The following is an 18226-nucleotide window of genomic DNA, read 5'->3' as shown; positions in this document are numbered from 1 at the left end:
TCAATCAGTTACATCAGTAATTTTAGTCCTCTCCTGGGCACCATCTGTTTTTGAAAAGGTCGGCTTTATGCCGGCCTTTTTTCATTTCCGGCTCCGGAATCACTGCGGGTGCCCTTGCGGATACACCGCAGCCGCAGCGCCGACTCGCACCAGGCCGCCAATCCGAACCGAGTGCCGGGCGGGTTCCACGCCGGCCCTCCTGCACGCGGATCGCCTCACTTCGGTGATTCGCTCCGCTCTTGCCTCCTCCCCGCCGCCTCCATCGTCGCCCCAGAACGAAACCGGGATTTCCCTAGGCTGACACGCCGCCGCTCACGCGGTTAAATAAATCAACGTGATTTATTTAATGCGTCGCAACCGACGCGCCCATGGAAGGAGACGCCATGAGAAGCCCGCACATCGGCCAGGGAAGCAACTCGGCCAACGTGCGCCGTTACAACGAGCGCCTGCTGTTGAAGACGCTGCGCCGTGCGGGTAGCGCGTCGAAGGCCGACCTCGCCCGTCTCGCGAACATGACGGGCACGGCGGTCGGCAGCATCATCGCGTCGCTCGCCGATGCAAAGCTGATCGCATTCGCCGGCCGCACCGAAGGCCAGCGCGGCCAGCCGGCCTCGCTGATCCGCCTCGATCCGCGCGGGGCGTTCGGCATCGGCGTCCATCTCGACCGGATGCGCATCGAGACGGCGCTCGTCAATTTCGCGGGCGACGTGCTCGGCCGCCGCTCCCATGACACGTTGCTCCCCCCGCCGGCCGACGTGCTCGAAATCGTACGGCACGACATCGATGCGATGCAGGACCTGCTTCCCGCGCATGAGCGCGCGCGCCTGACGGGCGTCGGCGTCGCGCAGCCGTATAACCTCGGCGCATGGATGCGCGAGCTCGGCCTCGCGCCCGACACGTTCCGCGCATGGGAAGACGTCGACTTCGCGAGCGACCTCGGGCGCACGCTGTCGCTGCCCGTGTTCGGCGAAAACGACGGCAACGCGGCCGCGATCGCCGAGCTGTTCTACGGGTACGGCCGGCAGTGCGACGACTTCGTGTACCTGTTCATCGGTCCCGCGATCGGCGGCGGCATCGCGATCGACGGCGACTGCCTGCGCGGCGTGACCGGCAATGCCGGCGACATCGCCGTGATTCCTGTGCCGCCGAGCCGGCTGGCCTCCGCGCCGCCGCCTCGCGGCCCGTGGGACATCCTCCTCGCCCGCGCATCCCTGCACGCGCTCGTACGCCACCTGCGCCATCACGGCGAGACGGTCGAGAACCGTGCCGACCTCGAGGCCTGCATCGCGCGCGGCCTGCCGGCGGTGGACGAATGGATCGACGACTGCGTCGATGCACTCGCCCCGGCATTGCGCGCGGTGCTGTGCGTCGTCGATGCGCCGGTGGTCGTGCTCGATGCCGATACCGACGCGGGCCTGCTCGATGCGCTGATGACCCGCCTGCGCGCGGCGCTCGTCGCCACCGCGCCGGAAGCGCGCGGCACGCCGACGCTCGTGCGCGGCACGTTCGGCGCCGACGCCGGTGCGATCGGCGCCGCGACGCTGCCGATGTTCTTCAACTTCTCCCCGCGGGCCGGCATCCTCAAGGGCGCCCGCACCGAATCGCAGGAGGTCAACCATGTCGCATTCTGAGTCGCCCCGGCCGCTGCTCGAGATGCGCCGGATCAGCAAGACGTTCCCGGCCGTGCGCGCGCTCGACAACGTCAGCCTGACCGTCTATCCGGGCGAGATCCACGCTCTGATGGGCGAGAACGGCGCGGGCAAATCGACGCTGATGAAGATCCTGTCGGGTGCGTACCGCGCCGACGCCGGCGGCGAAATCCTGATCGACGGCGAGCGCATCGACGTCGACGGCCCGCTCGCCGCGCGCGATGCGGGCGTCGCGGTGATCTACCAGGAGCTGTGCCTCGCGCCGAACCTGACCGTGGCGGAAAACATCTACGTCGGCCGCGAACTGCGGCGCGGCAACCGGCGCTGGGGCACCATCGACCGCGCGGCGATGGCGCGCGGCTGCCAGGACGTGCTCACGCGTCTCGGCGCCCCGTTCGGGCCCGACACGCTCGTCGGCACGCTGTCGATCGCCGAGCAGCAACTCGTCGAAATCGCGCGCGCCGTGCACACCCGCGCCCGCATCCTCGTGATGGACGAACCAACGACACCGCTGTCATCGCGCGAGACCGAGCACCTGTTCGGCCTGATCCGCCAACTGCGCGAGGAAGGTCTCGCAATCATCTACATCAGCCACCGGATGGCCGAGATCTACGAGCTGTCCGACCGCGTGTCGGTGCTGCGCGACGGATCGTACGTCGGCACGCTCGAGCGCGAATCGCTGTCGGCCGAACGGCTCGTCGCGATGATGGTGGGGCGCGACATCTCCGGCTTCTACAAGAAGGAACATGCGCCGTACGACCCCGGCCATCTGCTGCTGTCGGTACGCGACATTGCCGACGGCGACCGCGTGCGCGGCTGCAGCCTCGACCTGCATGCGGGCGAGGTGCTCGGCATCGCCGGGCTCGTCGGCGCGGGCCGCACCGAGCTCGCGCGGCTGATCTTCGGCGCGGAACCCCGCACGCGCGGCGACGTGAAGCTGGGCGATCGTACGTTCGGCGCACATTCGCCACGCGACGCGATCGACGCGGGCCTCGTCTACCTGACGGAGGACCGCAAGCGCCAGGGCCTGTTCCTGGACATGAGCGTGCGCGACAACATCAACATTTCCGTGTGCAACCGCGACGCGCGGCTCGGTGCGCTCGATCTCGCACGCGGCGCCCAACGCGCGCGCGACGCGATCGCCTCGCTGTCGATCCGCGTGCCGAACGCGAACGTAAACGTCGGCGCGCTGTCAGGCGGCAACCAGCAGAAAGTGCTGCTGTCGCGCCTGCTCGAGACGAAGCCGCGCGTGCTGATTCTCGACGAACCGACACGCGGCGTCGACATCGGCGCGAAATCCGAGATCTACCGGATCATCAACGAACTGGCCCGTGCGGGCGTCGGCGTGATCGTGATCTCGAGCGAGCTGCCGGAAATCATCGGCGTCGCCGATCGCGTGCTCGTGATGCGCGAAGGCGAGATCGCCGGCCAACTCGGCGGCCACATGCACACACCCATTACGCAGGAAGCGATCATCGCGCTCGCCACCGGCTCGCAGGCCGAACTCGCCGACGCGCACTGACCACGGCCCCTTCATCTCCCTCTTACGTCCAGGTACCGACATGATCAACCCGACCAAGCAGCGGAACCTCGCTTCCGCGACGGCCCATCCGGTGGCCAACCGTACGCCCCTGATGCGCGGCGCCGATCATCGCGCGCGCATGCAATCGCTGATGCGCACCGCCGGCATGCTGCCGGTGCTGCTGGTTCTGTGCATCGGCTTCGGATTCCTGACCGACGGCTTCTTCACGCTGCAGAACCTGTCGATCGTTACGCAGCAGGCCTCGATCAACATCGTGCTCGCCGCCGGCATGACCTTCGTGATCCTGACGGGCGGCATCGACCTGTCGGTCGGCTCGGTGCTCGCCGCATCGGCCGTCGCCGCGCTGCTCGCGTCGACCATTCCCGGCTGGGGCTGGCTCGGCGTGCCGATCGCGCTCGCCGTCGGCCTCGTGTTCGGCGCGATAAACGGCGGCCTGATCTCGTTCCTGCGTCTGCCGCCGTTCATCGTCACGCTCGGCGCGATGACGGCCGTGCGCGGCGTCGCCCGCCTGATCGGCAACGATACGACCGTCTTCAACCCGCAACTGCCGTTCGCGTTCATCGGCAACGGCACGATCCTCGGCGTGCCGTGGCTCGTCGTGATCGCGTGCGCGGTGATCGCGCTGTCCTGGTTCATCCTGCGCCGCACGGTGCTCGGGATGCGGATCTATTCGGTCGGCGGCAACCCGGAAGCCGCACGCCTGTCGGGCATCAACGTGCGGGCGATCCAGCTGTTCGTGTATGCCGCGTCGGGTCTGCTCGCGGGCCTCGGCGCGGTGATGTCGGCCGCGCGGCTTTATGCGGCCAACGGCCTGCAGCTCGGCCAGTCGTACGAACTCGATGCGATTGCCGCGGTGATCCTCGGCGGCACGAGCTTCGTCGGCGGCGTCGGCTCGATCGTCGGCACGCTGATCGGTGCGCTGATCATCGCGGTACTGACCAACGGTCTCGTGCTGCTCGGCGTGTCCGACATCTGGCAATACATCATCAAGGGGCTCGTGATCATCGGCGCCGTCGCGCTCGACCGCTATCGCCAGCGCGATTCGGCCCGCACCTGACACGCATTCCTCACCGCGCATTTCTCACCATTCAACCATCAGGGCGCAGGCAGGTCCTCCTGCGCCCGTCCGCCAACGGACCTTCCGGAGACACAACGACATGTTCAAGCACAAAGCCGCCCTGACCGCCGTCGCCTGCGCGCTCGCCTTCGGCGCCGCCACCGCCCACGCAGCCGACAAGCCGCTGAAATCGATCGGCGTCACGGTCGGGTCGCTCGGCAACCCGTATTTCGTGACGATCGTGAAGGGTGCCGAAGCACGCGCCAAACAGCTCAACCCGAACGCGAAGGTCACCGCGGTTTCTGCCGACTACGACCTGAACAAGCAATTCACGCAGATCGACAACTTCATCTCCGCGCACGTCGACATCATCCTGCTCAACGCGACTGATCCGAAGGCGATCGAGCCGGCGGTGAAGAAGGCGCAGGCGGCCGGCATCACGGTCGTCGCGGTCGACGTCGCGGCAGCCGGCGCGAACGCGACCGTGCAGACCAACAACGTGAAAGCCGGTGAGCTCGCGTGCGATTACCTCGCGAAGAAACTCGGCGGCAAGGGGAACGTGATCATCGAGAACGGCCCGCAGGTATCGGCCGTGATCGATCGCGTGAACGGCTGCAAGGCCGTGCTCGCGAAAAACCCGGGCATCAAGCTGCTGTCGAGCGACCAGGACGGCAAAGGCTCGCGCGAAGGCGGGATGAACGCGATGCAGGGCTACCTGACGCGCTTTCCGAAGCTCGACGGCGTGTTCACGATCAACGACCCGCAGGCGATCGGCAGCGATCTCGCGGCGAAGCAGCTGAATCGCCCGAACATCGTGATTACGTCGGTCGACGGCGCGCCGGACATCGAGGTGGCGCTGAAGTCCAACACGCTCGTGCAGGCGTCGTCGAGCCAGGACCCATGGGCGATGGCGCAGCAGGCCGTCAACGTCGGCTACGGGATCATGAACGGACAGAAGCCGGCCAACCCGATGATCCTGATCGAGCCGATGCTCGTCACGCGCGACAACGTGAAGGGCTACAAGGGCTGGAGCAGCCCGCGCTGATCGCGCGACACCAATCGCGATCCCCGGCGGTGCCGGGCCGCCTCGCCGTGCGCGGCGCCCGGCCCTGCCCGTTCCTTCGCCTCAACCTGGTGGTGTCGAAACAGCCGCCCGACTATTTCTTCATCGGCGAAAACAGCGCCGATCTCGCGTTCGATCCGGCCGACTTGCCCGACGGCGCGCTCGACGCAGCCGAGATCGTGCACGTCGGCTCGCTCGGCGTCGTGCGCGATCCGCTTGCGTCGCGCCTGATCGAAGTCGTGCAGGCTGCACGCGCCGCCGGCAGGCGAATCTCGTTCGATCCGAACTATCGCGCGCCGATGGCCGCGCCGTCGTATCGCGACACACTGCGCCGACTGGCAAGTCTCGCCGACTGGATCAAGGTCTCCGACGAAGATCTGCGCGGCCTGTTCCCCGAACTCGACGAAGCCGCCGCGCTCGCGCAATTGCGCGCGTGGGCGCCCGATGCGAGCCTGCTCGTCACGCGCGGCGCGGCCGGCATGCAGCTTCTGCATCGCGATACCGCACTGTTCCAGCCGGCGTTCGCGACCGAGATCGTCGATACCGTCGGCTGCGGCGACGCCAGCATCGGTGGCTGGCTCGCCAGCCAGCTCGTGCACCCCGGCGCATCGGCCGCCGATCATCTACGCTACGCGGCAGCCTGCGCGGCAGTCGCCTGTGCGCATGCGGGCGCGTACGCGCCCACGGCTGCCGAGGTAGCAGAGGTCATCGCGAATCCGGCGACCGCCGAATCGGCCGACGCCGCGCTATCGCACTAGGCAGCACCGGAACGCGCTGGACGGCGCGTTCGCCTCGCATCGTCACGCACCGCCCTGCGCGCCCTTTCCACCATTGCCGCCATTGCCGCGCGCCTGCAGCAATTGCAGGCTCTCGTCGACACTCAGTTCGGACATCGCGTCGTCGCGCAGCGTCTCGTCGGCCGCACGGCGCAGCGCATGCAGCGCGTGCTCCTTGAGCCGCACGATCGCGAACTGCAGCCCGCGGGCCGCGCATTCGGCCGCGAACGTGCGCAACGACTCGATCGTCGTCCCGTCCACGTCCGGCGTTTCCTCGAGACTCAGCAGCACGGTACGCGCATCGGGCGCGGCCTTCATCAGCACACGCACGCGATTGAGCATCCGGTCCGCGTTCGCGAAGAATAGCTGCGCCTCGGGCCGCACGATCAGCACACCGGGTACCGGCTTCGCATTGGCGTGATTCGCGACGTCGACGAAGTCGTGCCCGTCGCGCAGCCGGCCGAGCACGCTCACGTTCGGCTCCGACAACTTGCGCAGCGTCAGCAGCAGGTTCACGCCGATGGCTGCGAGCAGTCCGTGCAGCACGCCGAGCACGAGCACCGCGAGCAGCGCGGCGATCACGACGAGCCGGTCGCGATGCCAGACCCAGTACGGCCGGAACACCGACGGATGCAGCGAGTGGCTGACCGCGAAGATCACGATTGCCGCGAGCACGGGCTCCGGCGTGCGCGCAAGCTGCGGCAGCAGCAGCCACACGATCAGCGCGACCACGCCGGCCGCCCACAAGCCCGCGAAACGCGACCGCGCACCGGCCGCCTCGTTCGCGGCCGTCGCCGAATAGCCGGCGCCGACCGGCATCCCGTGCAGCAGCCCCGACACGAGGTTCGCGCAGCCGAGCGCGACGAGGTCGCGGTTCGCCGACACGCTGTCACCGTGCTTCAGCGCGAAGTTGCGAATCGATCCGTACGACTCCGCATACAGGATCAGCATCAGCGCGAAAGCAAGTTCGACCGTCTGCATCCAAGCATTGCGGTCGAGATGCGGCAGCCCGAATTCGATGTGCCGGAAATCAATGTGTCCGACGATCGCGATCCCGTATTGCTGCCAGTCGACCATATACCCGGCCGCGATCGACAGCACGATCACGACCAGTGTCGCGGGCACGCGCGAGCGCCGGCCGAGCACGAACAGCAACGCGAGCGCGGTCGTGCCGAGCGCGACGCTCGCGAGGTTCGCGTGCGATGCGCCGGTGACGAGCTCGAGCGCGGCATGCGGCGCGTCACCGTGCTGCACGGAGATCGCGAGAATCTTCGGCAGTTGCTTGATGACGATCGTCAGCGCCAGGCCGAACGTGAAACCGCGCAGGACCGGACGCGCGACGAAATCCGACATGCCGCCCAGTCGCGCGGCGCCCGCCAGGATGAACAGCACGCCCGTCATCGTGACGAGCGCGGCCGCCAGCGCGAGCTGCGCGGCAAGCGCCATCCCGGACTCGGCCAGCACGGTCGCGGCGAGCACGGCCGCCGACGACGACGTCGACGACACGATCGCAAAGCGACTGCTGCCGGTCAGCGCATAGACGACGAGACCCGACAGCAGTGCGATGAGGCCGGCTTGCGGCGGCAGGTTGGCGAGACCCGCGTACGCGACCGCCTCGGGAATCAGCAGCCCGGCGATCGACAGGCCGGCCAGCGCATCGAGACCGATGCGCTGCGTGGCCGACGGCGTTGCCGCATCGAGTGCAGCGAAATGCCCGGGATGCTGCGGGCCGGCATCCGGATGGGGGGGGACGGTCGTCATGAAGTGGCAGGCGCCGGGCGCGTATCAGGGTTTGACGGCGATGACACCCGACCAGCCGGGCAGATAGCGGGCGTCTTGCTCATGCGCACGGCGCAGCGAGAGGTCGAGCGCCTTCGAGAAGTTCTTGCGGATCTGGTCGAGCGTCACGTGCTGGCGCAGGTAGTCGGCCCACAGGAATTCGCTGAACGGCGTCGCATCCTTCGCGTAGCCGCCGGCCGTGCGCAGCTCGCCCGCGAGGCTTCGGTACGGATCGTCCTCGAGCCCCGTCAGCGCCTTCGGCAGATGTGCGTATTCGCGACGCGAACCATCCGCACCGAACGGATGCACCCACTGGTTGTGTTCCATCATCCGCCAGAAGATCGTGTTGTCGAGCCAGGACAGATCCTTCAGCAGCATCGCGTTCACACGCGTCTCCCCTTCCTCGATCAGCGCGAGGCCGAGGTGGTGATGGTCGGTGATGTAGTGCAGCCCGTCCGGGCCGAGGACGGCCGGAAACCAGTGCGACTCGATCGCGGCCTTGCGTGCGCGCTTGTCGAGCGTCTTCCAGTGCTTGCGCTTCGCTTTCACTTCGCGATAGCCGACCGTCATTTGCGTCGGACGCAGTGCGTCGAGCCGGACGGGAATGAGATGAACGTCGTTGCCGAGTGCCATGGTCGTACCCCATGTTACGAATTTCCGGCAACGATACTCCGGATCTTGCGAGCCGTTAATACGTCGCGGCCTCGATACGCATGCGCTTGACCATCTCTGACAACGGAACGCAACACTATGCACGCAGGTCGTCGCGCTCGAGACGATGGCGAACGTAGGGAATTCCGTCATGAACGACGCTCACGCGCCGCATCCCGAGCTTGCGTGCGACGTTCAGCGAACCCGTGTTCGCCTCGGCAATATCGGCGATCACGCGCGGCAGCCGCACGGTGTCGAACGCATGGCGCACGACGGCCGTGGCGGCCTCGCATGCGACGCCGCGCCCCCACGCCGCGCGCACGAGCCGCCAGCCGATCTCGACGTCGCGCGCGCCGCCCGCATAGTCGGGAATCAACAGGATCCATCCGATGAACGCGTCGGGCGCGGCCTTCTCGAAGATCGACCAGTAGCCGAGGCCGGGCGGATACGCGCGTGTGATCCGGTGCGTGACGAAGCGGCGATGTTCGTCCGGGTCGTGCCACGGGCCCGAGATGTAGCGCGTGACCTCCGGATCGCGATCCATCTCGATGCTCGCGTCGAGATCTGCCAGCACGCGCGGGCGCAGCCACAGCCGCCCGGTCTCCAGGACGGGCAATGCGGCAACGGAGGGGTGGGTCATCGGGACTCCTGATTCGGTGGCGATGCGCATCGCGCACATTACATAAGTGATACAAAAAGCCTTCCGGCATGATACAGGCGCCTGTCGCCTGTCTCGTGCACGTTCATTTCGGTTTTCTCAACAGCCCATTTCATAGGGATTATTCCCGATTCGCGGTTATCGCCCCCCACATCGTACGGTGCCGCGGCCTACACTCGATCCATGCCCCCGCACCGCGCGCAAGCCGGGCCGGCATCCGCCTGCGGATCGTGAGCGCGCAAGCCAACGAGGAGACCTCGGACATGAGCTGGACCCGCGAACAACGCAACGTCACGATCGCCGCCTACCTGGGCTGGACACTCGACGCATTCGATTTTTTCCTGATGGTCTTCGTGCTGAAGGACATCGCCACCGAATTCGCGTCGACGATCCCCGCCGTCGCGTTTGCGCTGACGCTCACGCTCGCGATGCGCCCGATCGGCGCGCTGATCTTCGGCCGGCTCGCCGACCGCTTCGGCCGCCGTCCGACGCTGATGGTCAACATCGCGTGCTATTCGCTGCTCGAACTCGCGTCGGGCTTCGCGCCGAGCCTCGCCGCGCTGCTGGCGCTGCGCGCGCTGTTCGGCATCGCGATGGGCGGTGAATGGGGCGTCGGCTCCGCGCTGACGATGGAAACCGTGCCGACCCACGCGCGCGGCTTCGTGTCGGGCTTGCTGCAGGCTGGCTATCCGAGCGGCTACCTGCTCGCGTCTGTCGTGTTCGGCCTCTTCTACCAGTACATCGGCTGGCGCGGCATGTTCATGGTCGGCGTGCTGCCCGCGCTGCTCGTGCTGTATGTGCGCACGCACGTGCCCGAATCGCCGGCCTGGAAGCAGATGGAAAAACGTGCGCGGCCGAGTCTCGCAGCCACGATCCAGCAGAACTGGAAACTCACGATCTACGCGATCTTGCTGATGACCGCGTTCAACTTCTTCTCGCACGGCACGCAGGACCTCTACCCCACCTTCCTGCGCGAACAGCATCACTTCGATCCGCATACCGTGTCGTGGATCACGATCGTGCTGAACGTCGGCGCGATCGTCGGCGGCCTGTCGTTCGGCGCGATCTCGGAGAAGATCGGCCGCCGTCGCGCGATCTTCATCGCCGCGCTGATCGCGCTGCCGATTCTGCCGCTGTGGGCGTTCTCGAGCGGCCCGGTCGCGCTCGCGGCCGGCGCGTTCCTGATGCAGATCTCGGTACAGGGCGCGTGGGGCGTGATACCGGTTCACCTGAACGAGATCTCGCCCGACGAGATTCGCGCGACCTTCCCCGGTTTCGTCTACCAGCTCGGCAACCTGCTCGCGTCCGGCAACGCGACGATGCAGGCGTCGCTCGCGGTTTCCCAGGGCAACAACTACGGTTTCGCCCTGGCGCTCGTGGCCGGCATCGTGGCCGTCGTGATCGCCGTGCTGATCCTGTTCAGCCGTGAACGGCGCGGTATCGACATGACGCAATCGGTCAATACGCGTACCGCCGTCGGGTGAGCCTGCATATTGCCGCATCGCACCATCACGCGTGCCCCGTCCCGCCGGGGCCACGCGGCATACTTTCCGCAACTGCACATCGAACTAGAGGAATTTGTCCAGATTCCTCGCTTGCCCGTGCTGCCCGCGTTTTTTTATCTTAATAAAAACGGCTGTTTGAATCAGATAATCAAATCACCTGTTCGCGGCCGGGCGACCGGCATTGGGAGGCGGGACATGGCAGTCAGTCAGGAGGGGCGACCGTCGGCGGGACGGCCGTCCGGGACGCGGTCATCCGGCAATCGGCAGACCGGCGGGACGAAGGCGCGCATTCTCGATGCGGCCGAGGACCTGTTCATCGAGCACGGCTTCGAAGCGATGTCGATGCGGCAGATCACGTCGCGCGCGGCGGTGAACCTCGCCGCGGTCAACTACCACTTCGGCAGCAAGGAAGCGCTGATCCACGCGATGCTGTCGCGTCGGCTCGACCAGCTCAACCAGGAGCGCCTCGGCATCCTCGACCGCTTCGATGCGCAGCTCGGTGCGCATATCACCTGCGAACACGTGCTCGGCGCGATGTTCATTCCCGCGCTGAAGGCGTCGCGCGACCCCGACCGCGGCGGCCCCGCATTCCTGCGGCTGATCGGCCGCGCGTACACCGACCCGTCGCCGTTCGTGCGCAACTTCCTGACCGCGCACTACGCGAGCGTCGCCGGCCGCTTCTTCGATGCGTTCCAGCGCGCGCTGCCGCATCTGCCGCGCACGGAGCTCGGCTGGCGGCTGCACTTCGCGATCGGTGCGCTGTCCGGCGCGCTGGCCGGTGCCGAAACCGAAAGCCTGATCGACGAATTCTCGCAAGGCCGCACGATGAACGACGTGCAGATGATCGCGCGGCTGTCCTCGCTGATCGTCGCCGCACTGAAGGCGCCGATGCCCGACAGCGCGCAGCTGTCGATCTTCGCGGCCGTGCTCGACGATGCGGGTGCGAGTGAGGCCTTCGGGCTGTCCTCGAGCGCGCCGGCTGCCGATCCGGCGACGGTGCATTCGGCGAGTTGATCGCGCCGAGCCGCTCAGGCGGCGATTCACGATTTTGGCGGCCCGGACCGGCGTTGATGCGCTGGCCCGGGCCGAACGAATGTCATGCGGCGGGAGCCAACGCTGGCTTGCGCTCGTCGACAAGAAGGCATGGCGAGAACATCGCGCTGAAGCGTCGATTCTCGCCGACCGCAAAGCATGGGGTGAGAGCAAGCGCTGAAGCGCCAACTCTCGCCGACCGCAAAGCATGGGGTGAGAGCAAGCGCTGAAGCGCCAACTCTCGCCGACCGCAAAGCATGGGGTGAGAGTAGGCGCTGAAGCGCCAACTCTCACCGACACCGGAGACACATCATGTCCTCATCCGCAGCAACCGCAGCGGCCCAGCTCCCGCCGAACACCGATGGCATCTGGTACGCGTCGTATCCGCCCGGCGTGCCGCACGAGATCGACGTCACGCAATACGCATCGCTCGTGCAATTCTTCGACGAATGCACGACACGCTTCGCCGAGCGGGTCGCCTACGTGAGCGCAGGCGCATCGATGACCTACCGCACGCTCGCGCAGAAAGTCGAGGCGTTCGCGTCGTATCTGCAAAGCACCGGCGTGAAGCCGGGCGACCGCGTCGCGATCATGCTGCCGAATACGTTCCAGTACCCGGTCGCGCTGTTCGGGACGCTGAAAACCGGCGCGATCGTCGTCAACGTCAACCCGCTCTATACCGCGCGCGAACTCGCGCACCAGTTGAAGGACAGCCGCGCGCAGACGATCGTCGTGTTCGAGAACTTCGCACGCACGCTGCAGGACGCGTTGCCGGAAACGCAGGTGAAGAACATCGTCGTCACCGCGCTCGGCGACCTGCTCGCAGACGGCTTCAATGCAAAGGGGCGCCTGATCAATTTCGTGCTGAAGCACGTGAAAAAGCTCGTGCCGCCCTACACCCTGCCGCAGGCGATCCGGCTGCGCGCCGCCCTCGCGCTCGGCGCACGCGGCAAACCGCAACCGGTGAAGACGACGCGCGACGATCTCGCGTTCCTGCAATACACGGGCGGCACGACAGGCGTCGCGAAAGGCGCGATGCTCACGCACGGCAACCTGATCGCGAACCTGCTGCAGGCCAAGGCGTGGATCGCCGACCAGGTCTCGGGCGACGTCGAGACCGTGCTGACGCCGCTGCCGCTCTATCACATCTATTCGCTGACGGTGAACGCGTTCATCTTCATGGGGCTCGGCGGTCGCAACATCCTGATCGCGAACCCGCGCGACATGAAGATGGTGATGAAGATCATCCGCAACGAAACGTTCACCGGAATCACCGGGATCAACACGCTGTACAACGCGTTCCTCGACAACGAGGAATTCCGCAAGCGCGACTTCTCGAAGCTCAAGCTCGCGATGGCGGGCGGCATGGCGATGCAGCGCGCGGTCGCGGAGCGCTTTCACGAGGTCACGGGGCGGCCGGTCGTCGAAGGCTACGGGCTCACCGAATGCTCGCCGATCGTCACGATGAATCCAGTGAACCTGAACGACATGGCCGCATTCAGCGGCTCGATCGGCCTGCCCGCGCCGTCGACGCTCGTGCGCTTCCGGCGCGAGGACGGCACCTGGGCCGGCATCGGCGAGCCCGGCGAGCTGTGCGTGCACGGCCCGCAGGTGATGCGCGGCTACTGGCAGCGGCCCGACGAGACCGCGAAGGTGATCGACGCCGACGGCTGGCTCGGCACCGGCGACATTGGCGTGATGGACGAACACGGCTTCATCCGCCTCATCGACCGCAAGAAGGACATGATCCTCGTCTCGGGCTTCAACGTGTATCCGAACGAGATCGAGGAAGTGCTGGTCATGCATCCGGGCATCAGCGAAGCCGCCGCGATCGGCATCCCGGACGAAGTCCAGGGCGAACGCATCAAGGTCTTCGTCGTGCGCCGCGACCCGACGCTGACGGTCGACGACGTGCTCGCGCACTGCCGCAAGAACTTGACCGGCTACAAGATGCCGAAGTTCGTCGAGTTCCGCGACGCGCTGCCGCAGACGAATGTCGGCAAGATCCTGCGCCGCGCGCTGCGCGACGAGGAACTCGCCAAGCTCAACGCCGCGAAGCGAGGCTGAACGATCCATCGCCCCGGGAGACGCTGTCGATGAACGAAGGAACGAAGCGCCGCACGCGGCACGCCGCCGCGGCCATTGTGTGCATGCTGTCGCTCGCGCAAGCCGGCCTGCATGCGCAGGAAACCGCCGCTGCCGCGAGCGCGGTACAGGAGGACGCACTGCCGGCGGACCTGGCGAAGGTCACGCGCGAGCCGGTCGCGCAGCAGGCGCGCTGGCTGCGCACGGCCGCCCGGCGCGGCACGCTAGCACAACTTGACGACGCGACGCTCACGGCGCTGTTCAAGACACTCGATCCGCTCACCGTCCCGCTCTATATCCGCAATGGTCCCAACGGCTATCCGTCGTACCAGTTCACGATGGTGCGCCAGGAGCGCATCAGCGGGAAATGGTCGGACACGCCCGACCGCATGCTCGTGAAGACGACCCGCGAACCGTTGCGGGTGTATGCGAAATGGCTGCCGGACGGCGCGCATGCGGGACAGGAGACGATCTACGACACGACCCGGCGCAAGGACGAGATGTACGGCCATCTCGGCGGCCTGCTCGGCAAGATTCCGCTGTGGACGGCGCTCGACGGCGCACTCGCACGCGCGCAGTCGAATCACCAGGTGAAGGATCTCGGCACCGAGTTCATCACGAACCTGTACCTGACCGAAGGGAAGAAATACCAGGAAGCCGGCGTGCAGCGGCCGACGCAGGTGGAAGCGAAGACGATCGGCGGGGTGCGCGTCGTCGCGCTCACCTACGAGACGCCGACCGGCCGCCCGCAGTTCTATGCGAAGAAGGAAACGCTCGGGCTCGATCTGCACGCGCCGTACTTCAGGACTGTCGAATCCTATGACAACGACGGCAAGATCTTCGAACGGATCATCATCGAGAAGATCGCGCCGGCGACGCTCGACGAATCCGCGTTCGACCCGAAGAATCCGGATTACGCGTTCTGATCGTCACCGGCGCCGCGCGGGTCGCGCTCAATCGTCGTCATCGTCGTGATGCTTGTGCCAATGCCTGTGATCGTGCCTGCGCCATCTCCGATAACCGTCGTCGTCCTCGTCGCCGTAGTAGCCGTATCCGTAACCCGGATAGGCGACCACCGCCGGCTGCGGCGCCACATAGACCGGTGCCGGTTCGGCATAGACCGGCGCGACCGGCACGCCGATGCCCACCGACAGGTCGACGTGTCCCGCCATTGCACTGCCGGAAGCGAGCAACGCTACACTCCCGATCCACACCGCCAATCCCTGCTTGTTCATGTTCCCCTTCCCGGATCCGCCGGCCAGCCCGGCATGCGCGTCGAATGTAATCGCGCCGCGCACCGCCAGGTGCTACGCCGTTGCGAGAGTCGTAACGCGACGTAACGAAACGGCACTAGCCATTCGACCGAATCGCGCAAATGCACGGGAACGTCTATAGTGGGTTACGGTTCGACACAATCGCGACTGCGCACTGGTGGAACGAACAGGGTAAAATCCCGCCAAACACTTGGTGGGCGACCACGCCACACACGCACAACATATTCTCTGACGCAGGCTCCTGCCGCACCTCAATGGCCAATCCCGCAGAATCCCATCCGCAAAACGACTTCATCAATTCGGCGCGCAAGGAACGTAAGCGTGTTGAAATCTATCTCGTCAACGGCATTCGTCTGACGGGGTGTATCGAGTCGTTCGACCAGTACCTGGTGATGCTGCGCACCCCCGTGGGTCTGCAAGGCATCTACAAGCGTGCGATTTCCACGATCCAGCTCGACACCGGCGGCTCGCGCCCGGGCGGCGGCGGCCCCCGCGGCCCGCGTACCGGTGGTCGGCCGGGCGGCCGCGAAGGCGGCGGCCACAGCCCGTACGGCTCGCACGGCGGCGCCCGCGAATCGCGCGGCGACGGCGGCGGCTACGGCTCGCGCGAACCGCGGGAAGGTTATGGTTCCCGTGAACCGCGCGAAGGCTACGCCCCGCGCGAACCGCGCGACGGTTATGGCGCGCCGCGCGAGCCCCGCGAAGGCTATGGCGCCCCGCGCGAAAGCTACAGCACACCGCGCGACGCCGGCGACGCATCGGGCAACACGTCGCCGTCCGACACACGCGGCGGCAATGGGCCGGTGATCGTTACGCGCCGCCGGCGAATCGTGCCGGACGGCCAGTAAAACGAAAGGGCAAGCCAAATGGCTTGCCCTTTTTTCTGGTGGGTCGGCGCGGCATGTCGCCGCACCGGCCGTGCCGTGATCGCTCAGTGTGCCGTCGTCGGCAAGCCTGCGTCGGCCTCGCGCTGCAGCGAACGCACCTGCTGCTGCAATGCGCGCAATTGCGACTGAAGCTGCGCCTGTTGCGCCTGCAACGCCGCCGTTTCGGCGCGGACGCTCTTCTGGCGATCCGCGACCGTTGCCTGCTGCTCGCGTGCGATCGAGATGTCCGCCTGCAGACGCCGCGCCCGCTCCTGCGTGACTTCGATCTGCCGGTCCATCTGCGCCTTCTGCGATTCCAGCTTCGCCGCACGCAGCTCGTTGACGGCCAGCCGTTCCGCCTGACGCGAGAAATCGCGATAGATCGTTTCCGCCCGCGTCTCGTCGTAGGTCTTGATCACACGCCAGAACGCCTTCTGCTGAAACAGCGCGACGAAATAGGAACCGTCCTTCACGCTGAACAGCAGGCTCGCGCCGTAGCTGCCGTTATAGCTGGTGCGCATTTCCGTCAGCGAATGCGCCTGGATCTGGCGCTGAAGTTCGTCGACCGTGCTCTGCCCGGTCGTCTCGCCCGCCTGCGGCTGCACCGACGTCTGAACCTGCTGGTCGATCACCGGAATCGCCGCCACCGGTGCCGACGCCTGCTGTACCGCCGGCGATGCGTTGCCGGCCAACCCCTGCGCGAACGCGCCCTGCATGCCTCCCATCATGGCGAGCAACACACACGCCCGCCCCAACCCCGTCATATGGCTCATGAATATCAATTCCCCGCCCGTGTCGTTGTAATTCAGCGCGATTTTATCTCATTAATTACTCGCTTTCGCGGGTCTCGGGCTCTTCGTCGAATATCTGATATTTGCGCATCTTTTCCCACAGGACCTTCCGGCTGATGCCGAGCTGCTGAGCCGTATCCTGGCGCCGCCAACCGTTTGCGTCGAGGGCAGCGATCACGCGGCTGCGCTCGTTCATGTCCCACTTGCTGCGGTCGACGAAGACCTCTGCCGCACTCTCCACCGGCACCGGCTGCGCCGAATTGCGCGCATGGGCGATCAGCCGCTGCAGTCGAGCGGCATCCCAGCCGCCCGTTTGCCGCACCGTCACCCCGACCCGCTCCGCAAGGTTGCGCAGTTCGCGCACGTTGCCGGGGAAATAGCTGTCCGCTACCGCGTCCGCGAGCCAGTAAGGCAGGTCAGACAATTGCGCGAGCCGCTCGTCGCCCACCACCTCCGCGACGAATGACTTGAACAGCGCGATCTTGTCGACCGCGCCCCGTTCTTCCAGCGACGGAATGCTCAGCTCGATCACCGCGAGCCGATAGTAGAGATCCGCGCGGAACATGCCTTCCTTCACGAGTTGCGGCAGCTTCTTGTTGCTGGCCGCGACGAGACGGAAATCGACCTTGATCGGCGTCGTCGCGCCGACCCGCAGCACGGTGCCGTCCTCGAGCACGCGCAGCAGCTTGACCTGCTGGTACAACGGCAGGTCGCCGACTTCGTCGAGGAACAACGTGCCGCCCGCCGCCTGCTCGAAATAGCCTTTATGCGCAACAACCGCGCCGGTGAACGAGCCTTTCGCGTGCCCGAAGAACAGCGATTCGAACAGGCCATCCGGAATCGCGCCGCAGTTGACCGGAACGAATTCGCCGTTCCGGTAGCGCGAATGCTTTTCGTGAAGCAATTGCGCGATACGTTCCTTACCGACGCCGGTTTCGCCGTGCAGCAGCACGTTGGTGTCGCAGTCGGCGAACGTATCGACCTCGCGCAGCAGCGCCTGCATCGACTCCGAGTGCGCGACGAGTTCGGAAGGTTGCAGCGTATCGGCCGCATGCGCGCGCAGCTGCGTGACGAGCTTGCCGATCATCCCGCGCAGTTCCGCACAGGTGAAGTCGAGCGGCAGGATGTGCGAATAGTCGGGCGGATACTGCGACGCGTCGTGGTCGCGCGCCGCGCCGACCCAGACGACCGGCATGCCGATGTTGGCCTGCCAGTCGCGCAGGAATGCCGCGCCGGTTTCGATCATCGTCACGCTGATGATCGCGAGCGACGGCCGCAATGCGGCGCGCTCCGGCGAGATTTCCGCATTGTCGGCGCGGATCACTTCGACGTCGAAGCTCGCCATGCAGCGGGCAACGCGGTCGACGATGTCCGCCTTGCCTTCCCAGACGTACAGGTCGAGTTCTGCGATTGCGGAAGTGGTTCTCATGATTCAGGTGCGGCTACGGTTATTGACGAGTGATGCGGCACTGCGGGCCAAGCGCACGGCATGGGCGG

The 18226-nt window shown here is 66.4% G+C and carries 15 protein-coding genes and 1 pseudogene; 10 read left to right on the top strand and 6 right to left on the bottom strand.

Annotated features, from left to right (window positions below; genetic code table 11):
* Nucleotides 1-383 precede the first annotated feature (383 nt).
* The 5 genes and pseudogenes from DIE11_RS17055 to DIE11_RS17035 all read left to right on the top strand — a co-directional run.
* Nucleotides 384-1631 (top strand): ROK family protein, encoded by a 1248-nt coding sequence (locus DIE11_RS17055; RefSeq protein ID WP_059608591.1) that lies wholly within the window; start codon nt 384-386, stop codon nt 1629-1631.
* On the top strand, nt 1618-3171 hold the full coding sequence (locus tag DIE11_RS17050; protein ID WP_059608523.1) for a sugar ABC transporter ATP-binding protein: 1554 nt from the start codon (nt 1618-1620) through the stop codon (nt 3169-3171). The genes DIE11_RS17055 and DIE11_RS17050 overlap by 14 nt, the downstream gene beginning before the upstream one ends.
* Before the next feature lie 40 nt (nt 3172-3211).
* Complete coding sequence (locus DIE11_RS17045) at nt 3212-4249, top strand: ABC transporter permease subunit (RefSeq protein ID WP_059532942.1); 1038 nt, start codon at nt 3212-3214, stop codon at nt 4247-4249.
* A gap of 100 nt (nt 4250-4349) precedes the next feature.
* On the top strand, nt 4350-5294 hold the full coding sequence (locus tag DIE11_RS17040; protein WP_124625723.1) for an ABC transporter substrate-binding protein: 945 nt from the start codon (nt 4350-4352) through the stop codon (nt 5292-5294).
* An 80-nt stretch (nt 5295-5374) separates the two neighbouring features.
* A pseudogene (locus DIE11_RS17035) lies at nt 5375-6070 on the top strand (PfkB family carbohydrate kinase); the annotation flags it as partial.
* Nucleotides 6071-6112: 42 nt separating this feature from the next.
* Here the strand turns inward: DIE11_RS17035 and DIE11_RS17030 are convergent.
* From DIE11_RS17030 to DIE11_RS17020, 3 genes are all read right to left on the bottom strand, one after another.
* The gene (locus DIE11_RS17030) at nt 6113-7849 is read right to left on the bottom strand and encodes a SulP family inorganic anion transporter (RefSeq protein WP_124625721.1); all 1737 of its coding nucleotides are present in this window, start codon (nt 7847-7849) and stop codon (nt 6113-6115) included.
* A gap of 24 nt (nt 7850-7873) precedes the next feature.
* Nucleotides 7874-8500 (bottom strand): ParB-like protein, encoded by a 627-nt coding sequence (locus DIE11_RS17025; RefSeq protein ID WP_124625718.1) that lies wholly within the window; start codon nt 8498-8500, stop codon nt 7874-7876.
* 115 nt (nt 8501-8615) lie between these two features.
* On the bottom strand, nt 8616-9158 hold the full coding sequence (locus tag DIE11_RS17020) for a GNAT family N-acetyltransferase (protein WP_124625717.1): 543 nt from the start codon (nt 9156-9158) through the stop codon (nt 8616-8618).
* A 281-nt stretch (nt 9159-9439) separates the two neighbouring features.
* On the opposite strand from DIE11_RS17020, the gene DIE11_RS17015 reads away from it, so the two are divergent.
* From DIE11_RS17015 to DIE11_RS17000, 4 genes are all read left to right on the top strand, one after another.
* A complete protein-coding gene (locus DIE11_RS17015; RefSeq protein WP_124625715.1) occupies nt 9440-10660 on the top strand; it encodes an MFS transporter in 1221 nt (406 codons plus the stop codon).
* Between the two features lie 216 nt (nt 10661-10876).
* Complete coding sequence (locus tag DIE11_RS17010; RefSeq protein WP_059608531.1) at nt 10877-11695, top strand: TetR/AcrR family transcriptional regulator; 819 nt, start codon at nt 10877-10879, stop codon at nt 11693-11695.
* Nucleotides 11696-12025: 330 nt separating this feature from the next.
* Complete coding sequence (locus tag DIE11_RS17005; RefSeq protein WP_124625713.1) at nt 12026-13780, top strand: AMP-binding protein; 1755 nt, start codon at nt 12026-12028, stop codon at nt 13778-13780.
* A gap of 29 nt (nt 13781-13809) precedes the next feature.
* Nucleotides 13810-14724 carry a DUF1571 domain-containing protein gene (locus DIE11_RS17000; RefSeq protein ID WP_124625711.1) on the top strand — a complete coding sequence of 305 codons (915 nt, stop codon included), beginning with the start codon at nt 13810-13812 and terminating at the stop codon, nt 14722-14724.
* 27 nt (nt 14725-14751) lie between these two features.
* Here the strand turns inward: DIE11_RS17000 and DIE11_RS16995 are convergent, their stop codons facing one another.
* Nucleotides 14752-15033 (bottom strand): hypothetical protein, encoded by a 282-nt coding sequence (locus tag DIE11_RS16995; protein ID WP_059608534.1) that lies wholly within the window; start codon nt 15031-15033, stop codon nt 14752-14754.
* Between the two features lie 293 nt (nt 15034-15326).
* On the opposite strand from DIE11_RS16995, the gene hfq reads away from it, so the two are divergent.
* Nucleotides 15327-15920, top strand: coding sequence for an RNA chaperone Hfq (gene hfq, locus DIE11_RS16990; protein ID WP_124625986.1), 594 nt, complete (start codon nt 15327-15329; stop codon nt 15918-15920).
* Nucleotides 15921-16003: 83 nt separating this feature from the next.
* Here the strand turns inward: hfq and DIE11_RS16985 are convergent, their stop codons facing one another.
* Nucleotides 16004-16711 carry a DUF2968 domain-containing protein gene (locus DIE11_RS16985; protein ID WP_059608536.1) on the bottom strand — a complete coding sequence of 236 codons (708 nt, stop codon included), beginning with the start codon at nt 16709-16711 and terminating at the stop codon, nt 16004-16006.
* A 55-nt stretch (nt 16712-16766) separates the two neighbouring features.
* Complete coding sequence (locus tag DIE11_RS16980; RefSeq protein WP_124625709.1) at nt 16767-18158, bottom strand: sigma 54-interacting transcriptional regulator; 1392 nt, start codon at nt 18156-18158, stop codon at nt 16767-16769.
* Nucleotides 18159-18226: the final 68 nt, after the last annotated feature.

Origin of the sequence: Burkholderia sp. Bp9012 (assembly GCF_003853825.1) — a bacterium.
Taxonomy (GTDB): Bacteria; Pseudomonadota; Gammaproteobacteria; order Burkholderiales; family Burkholderiaceae; genus Burkholderia; species Burkholderia diffusa.
This window is presented reverse-complemented; position numbering and strand designations above follow the sequence as displayed.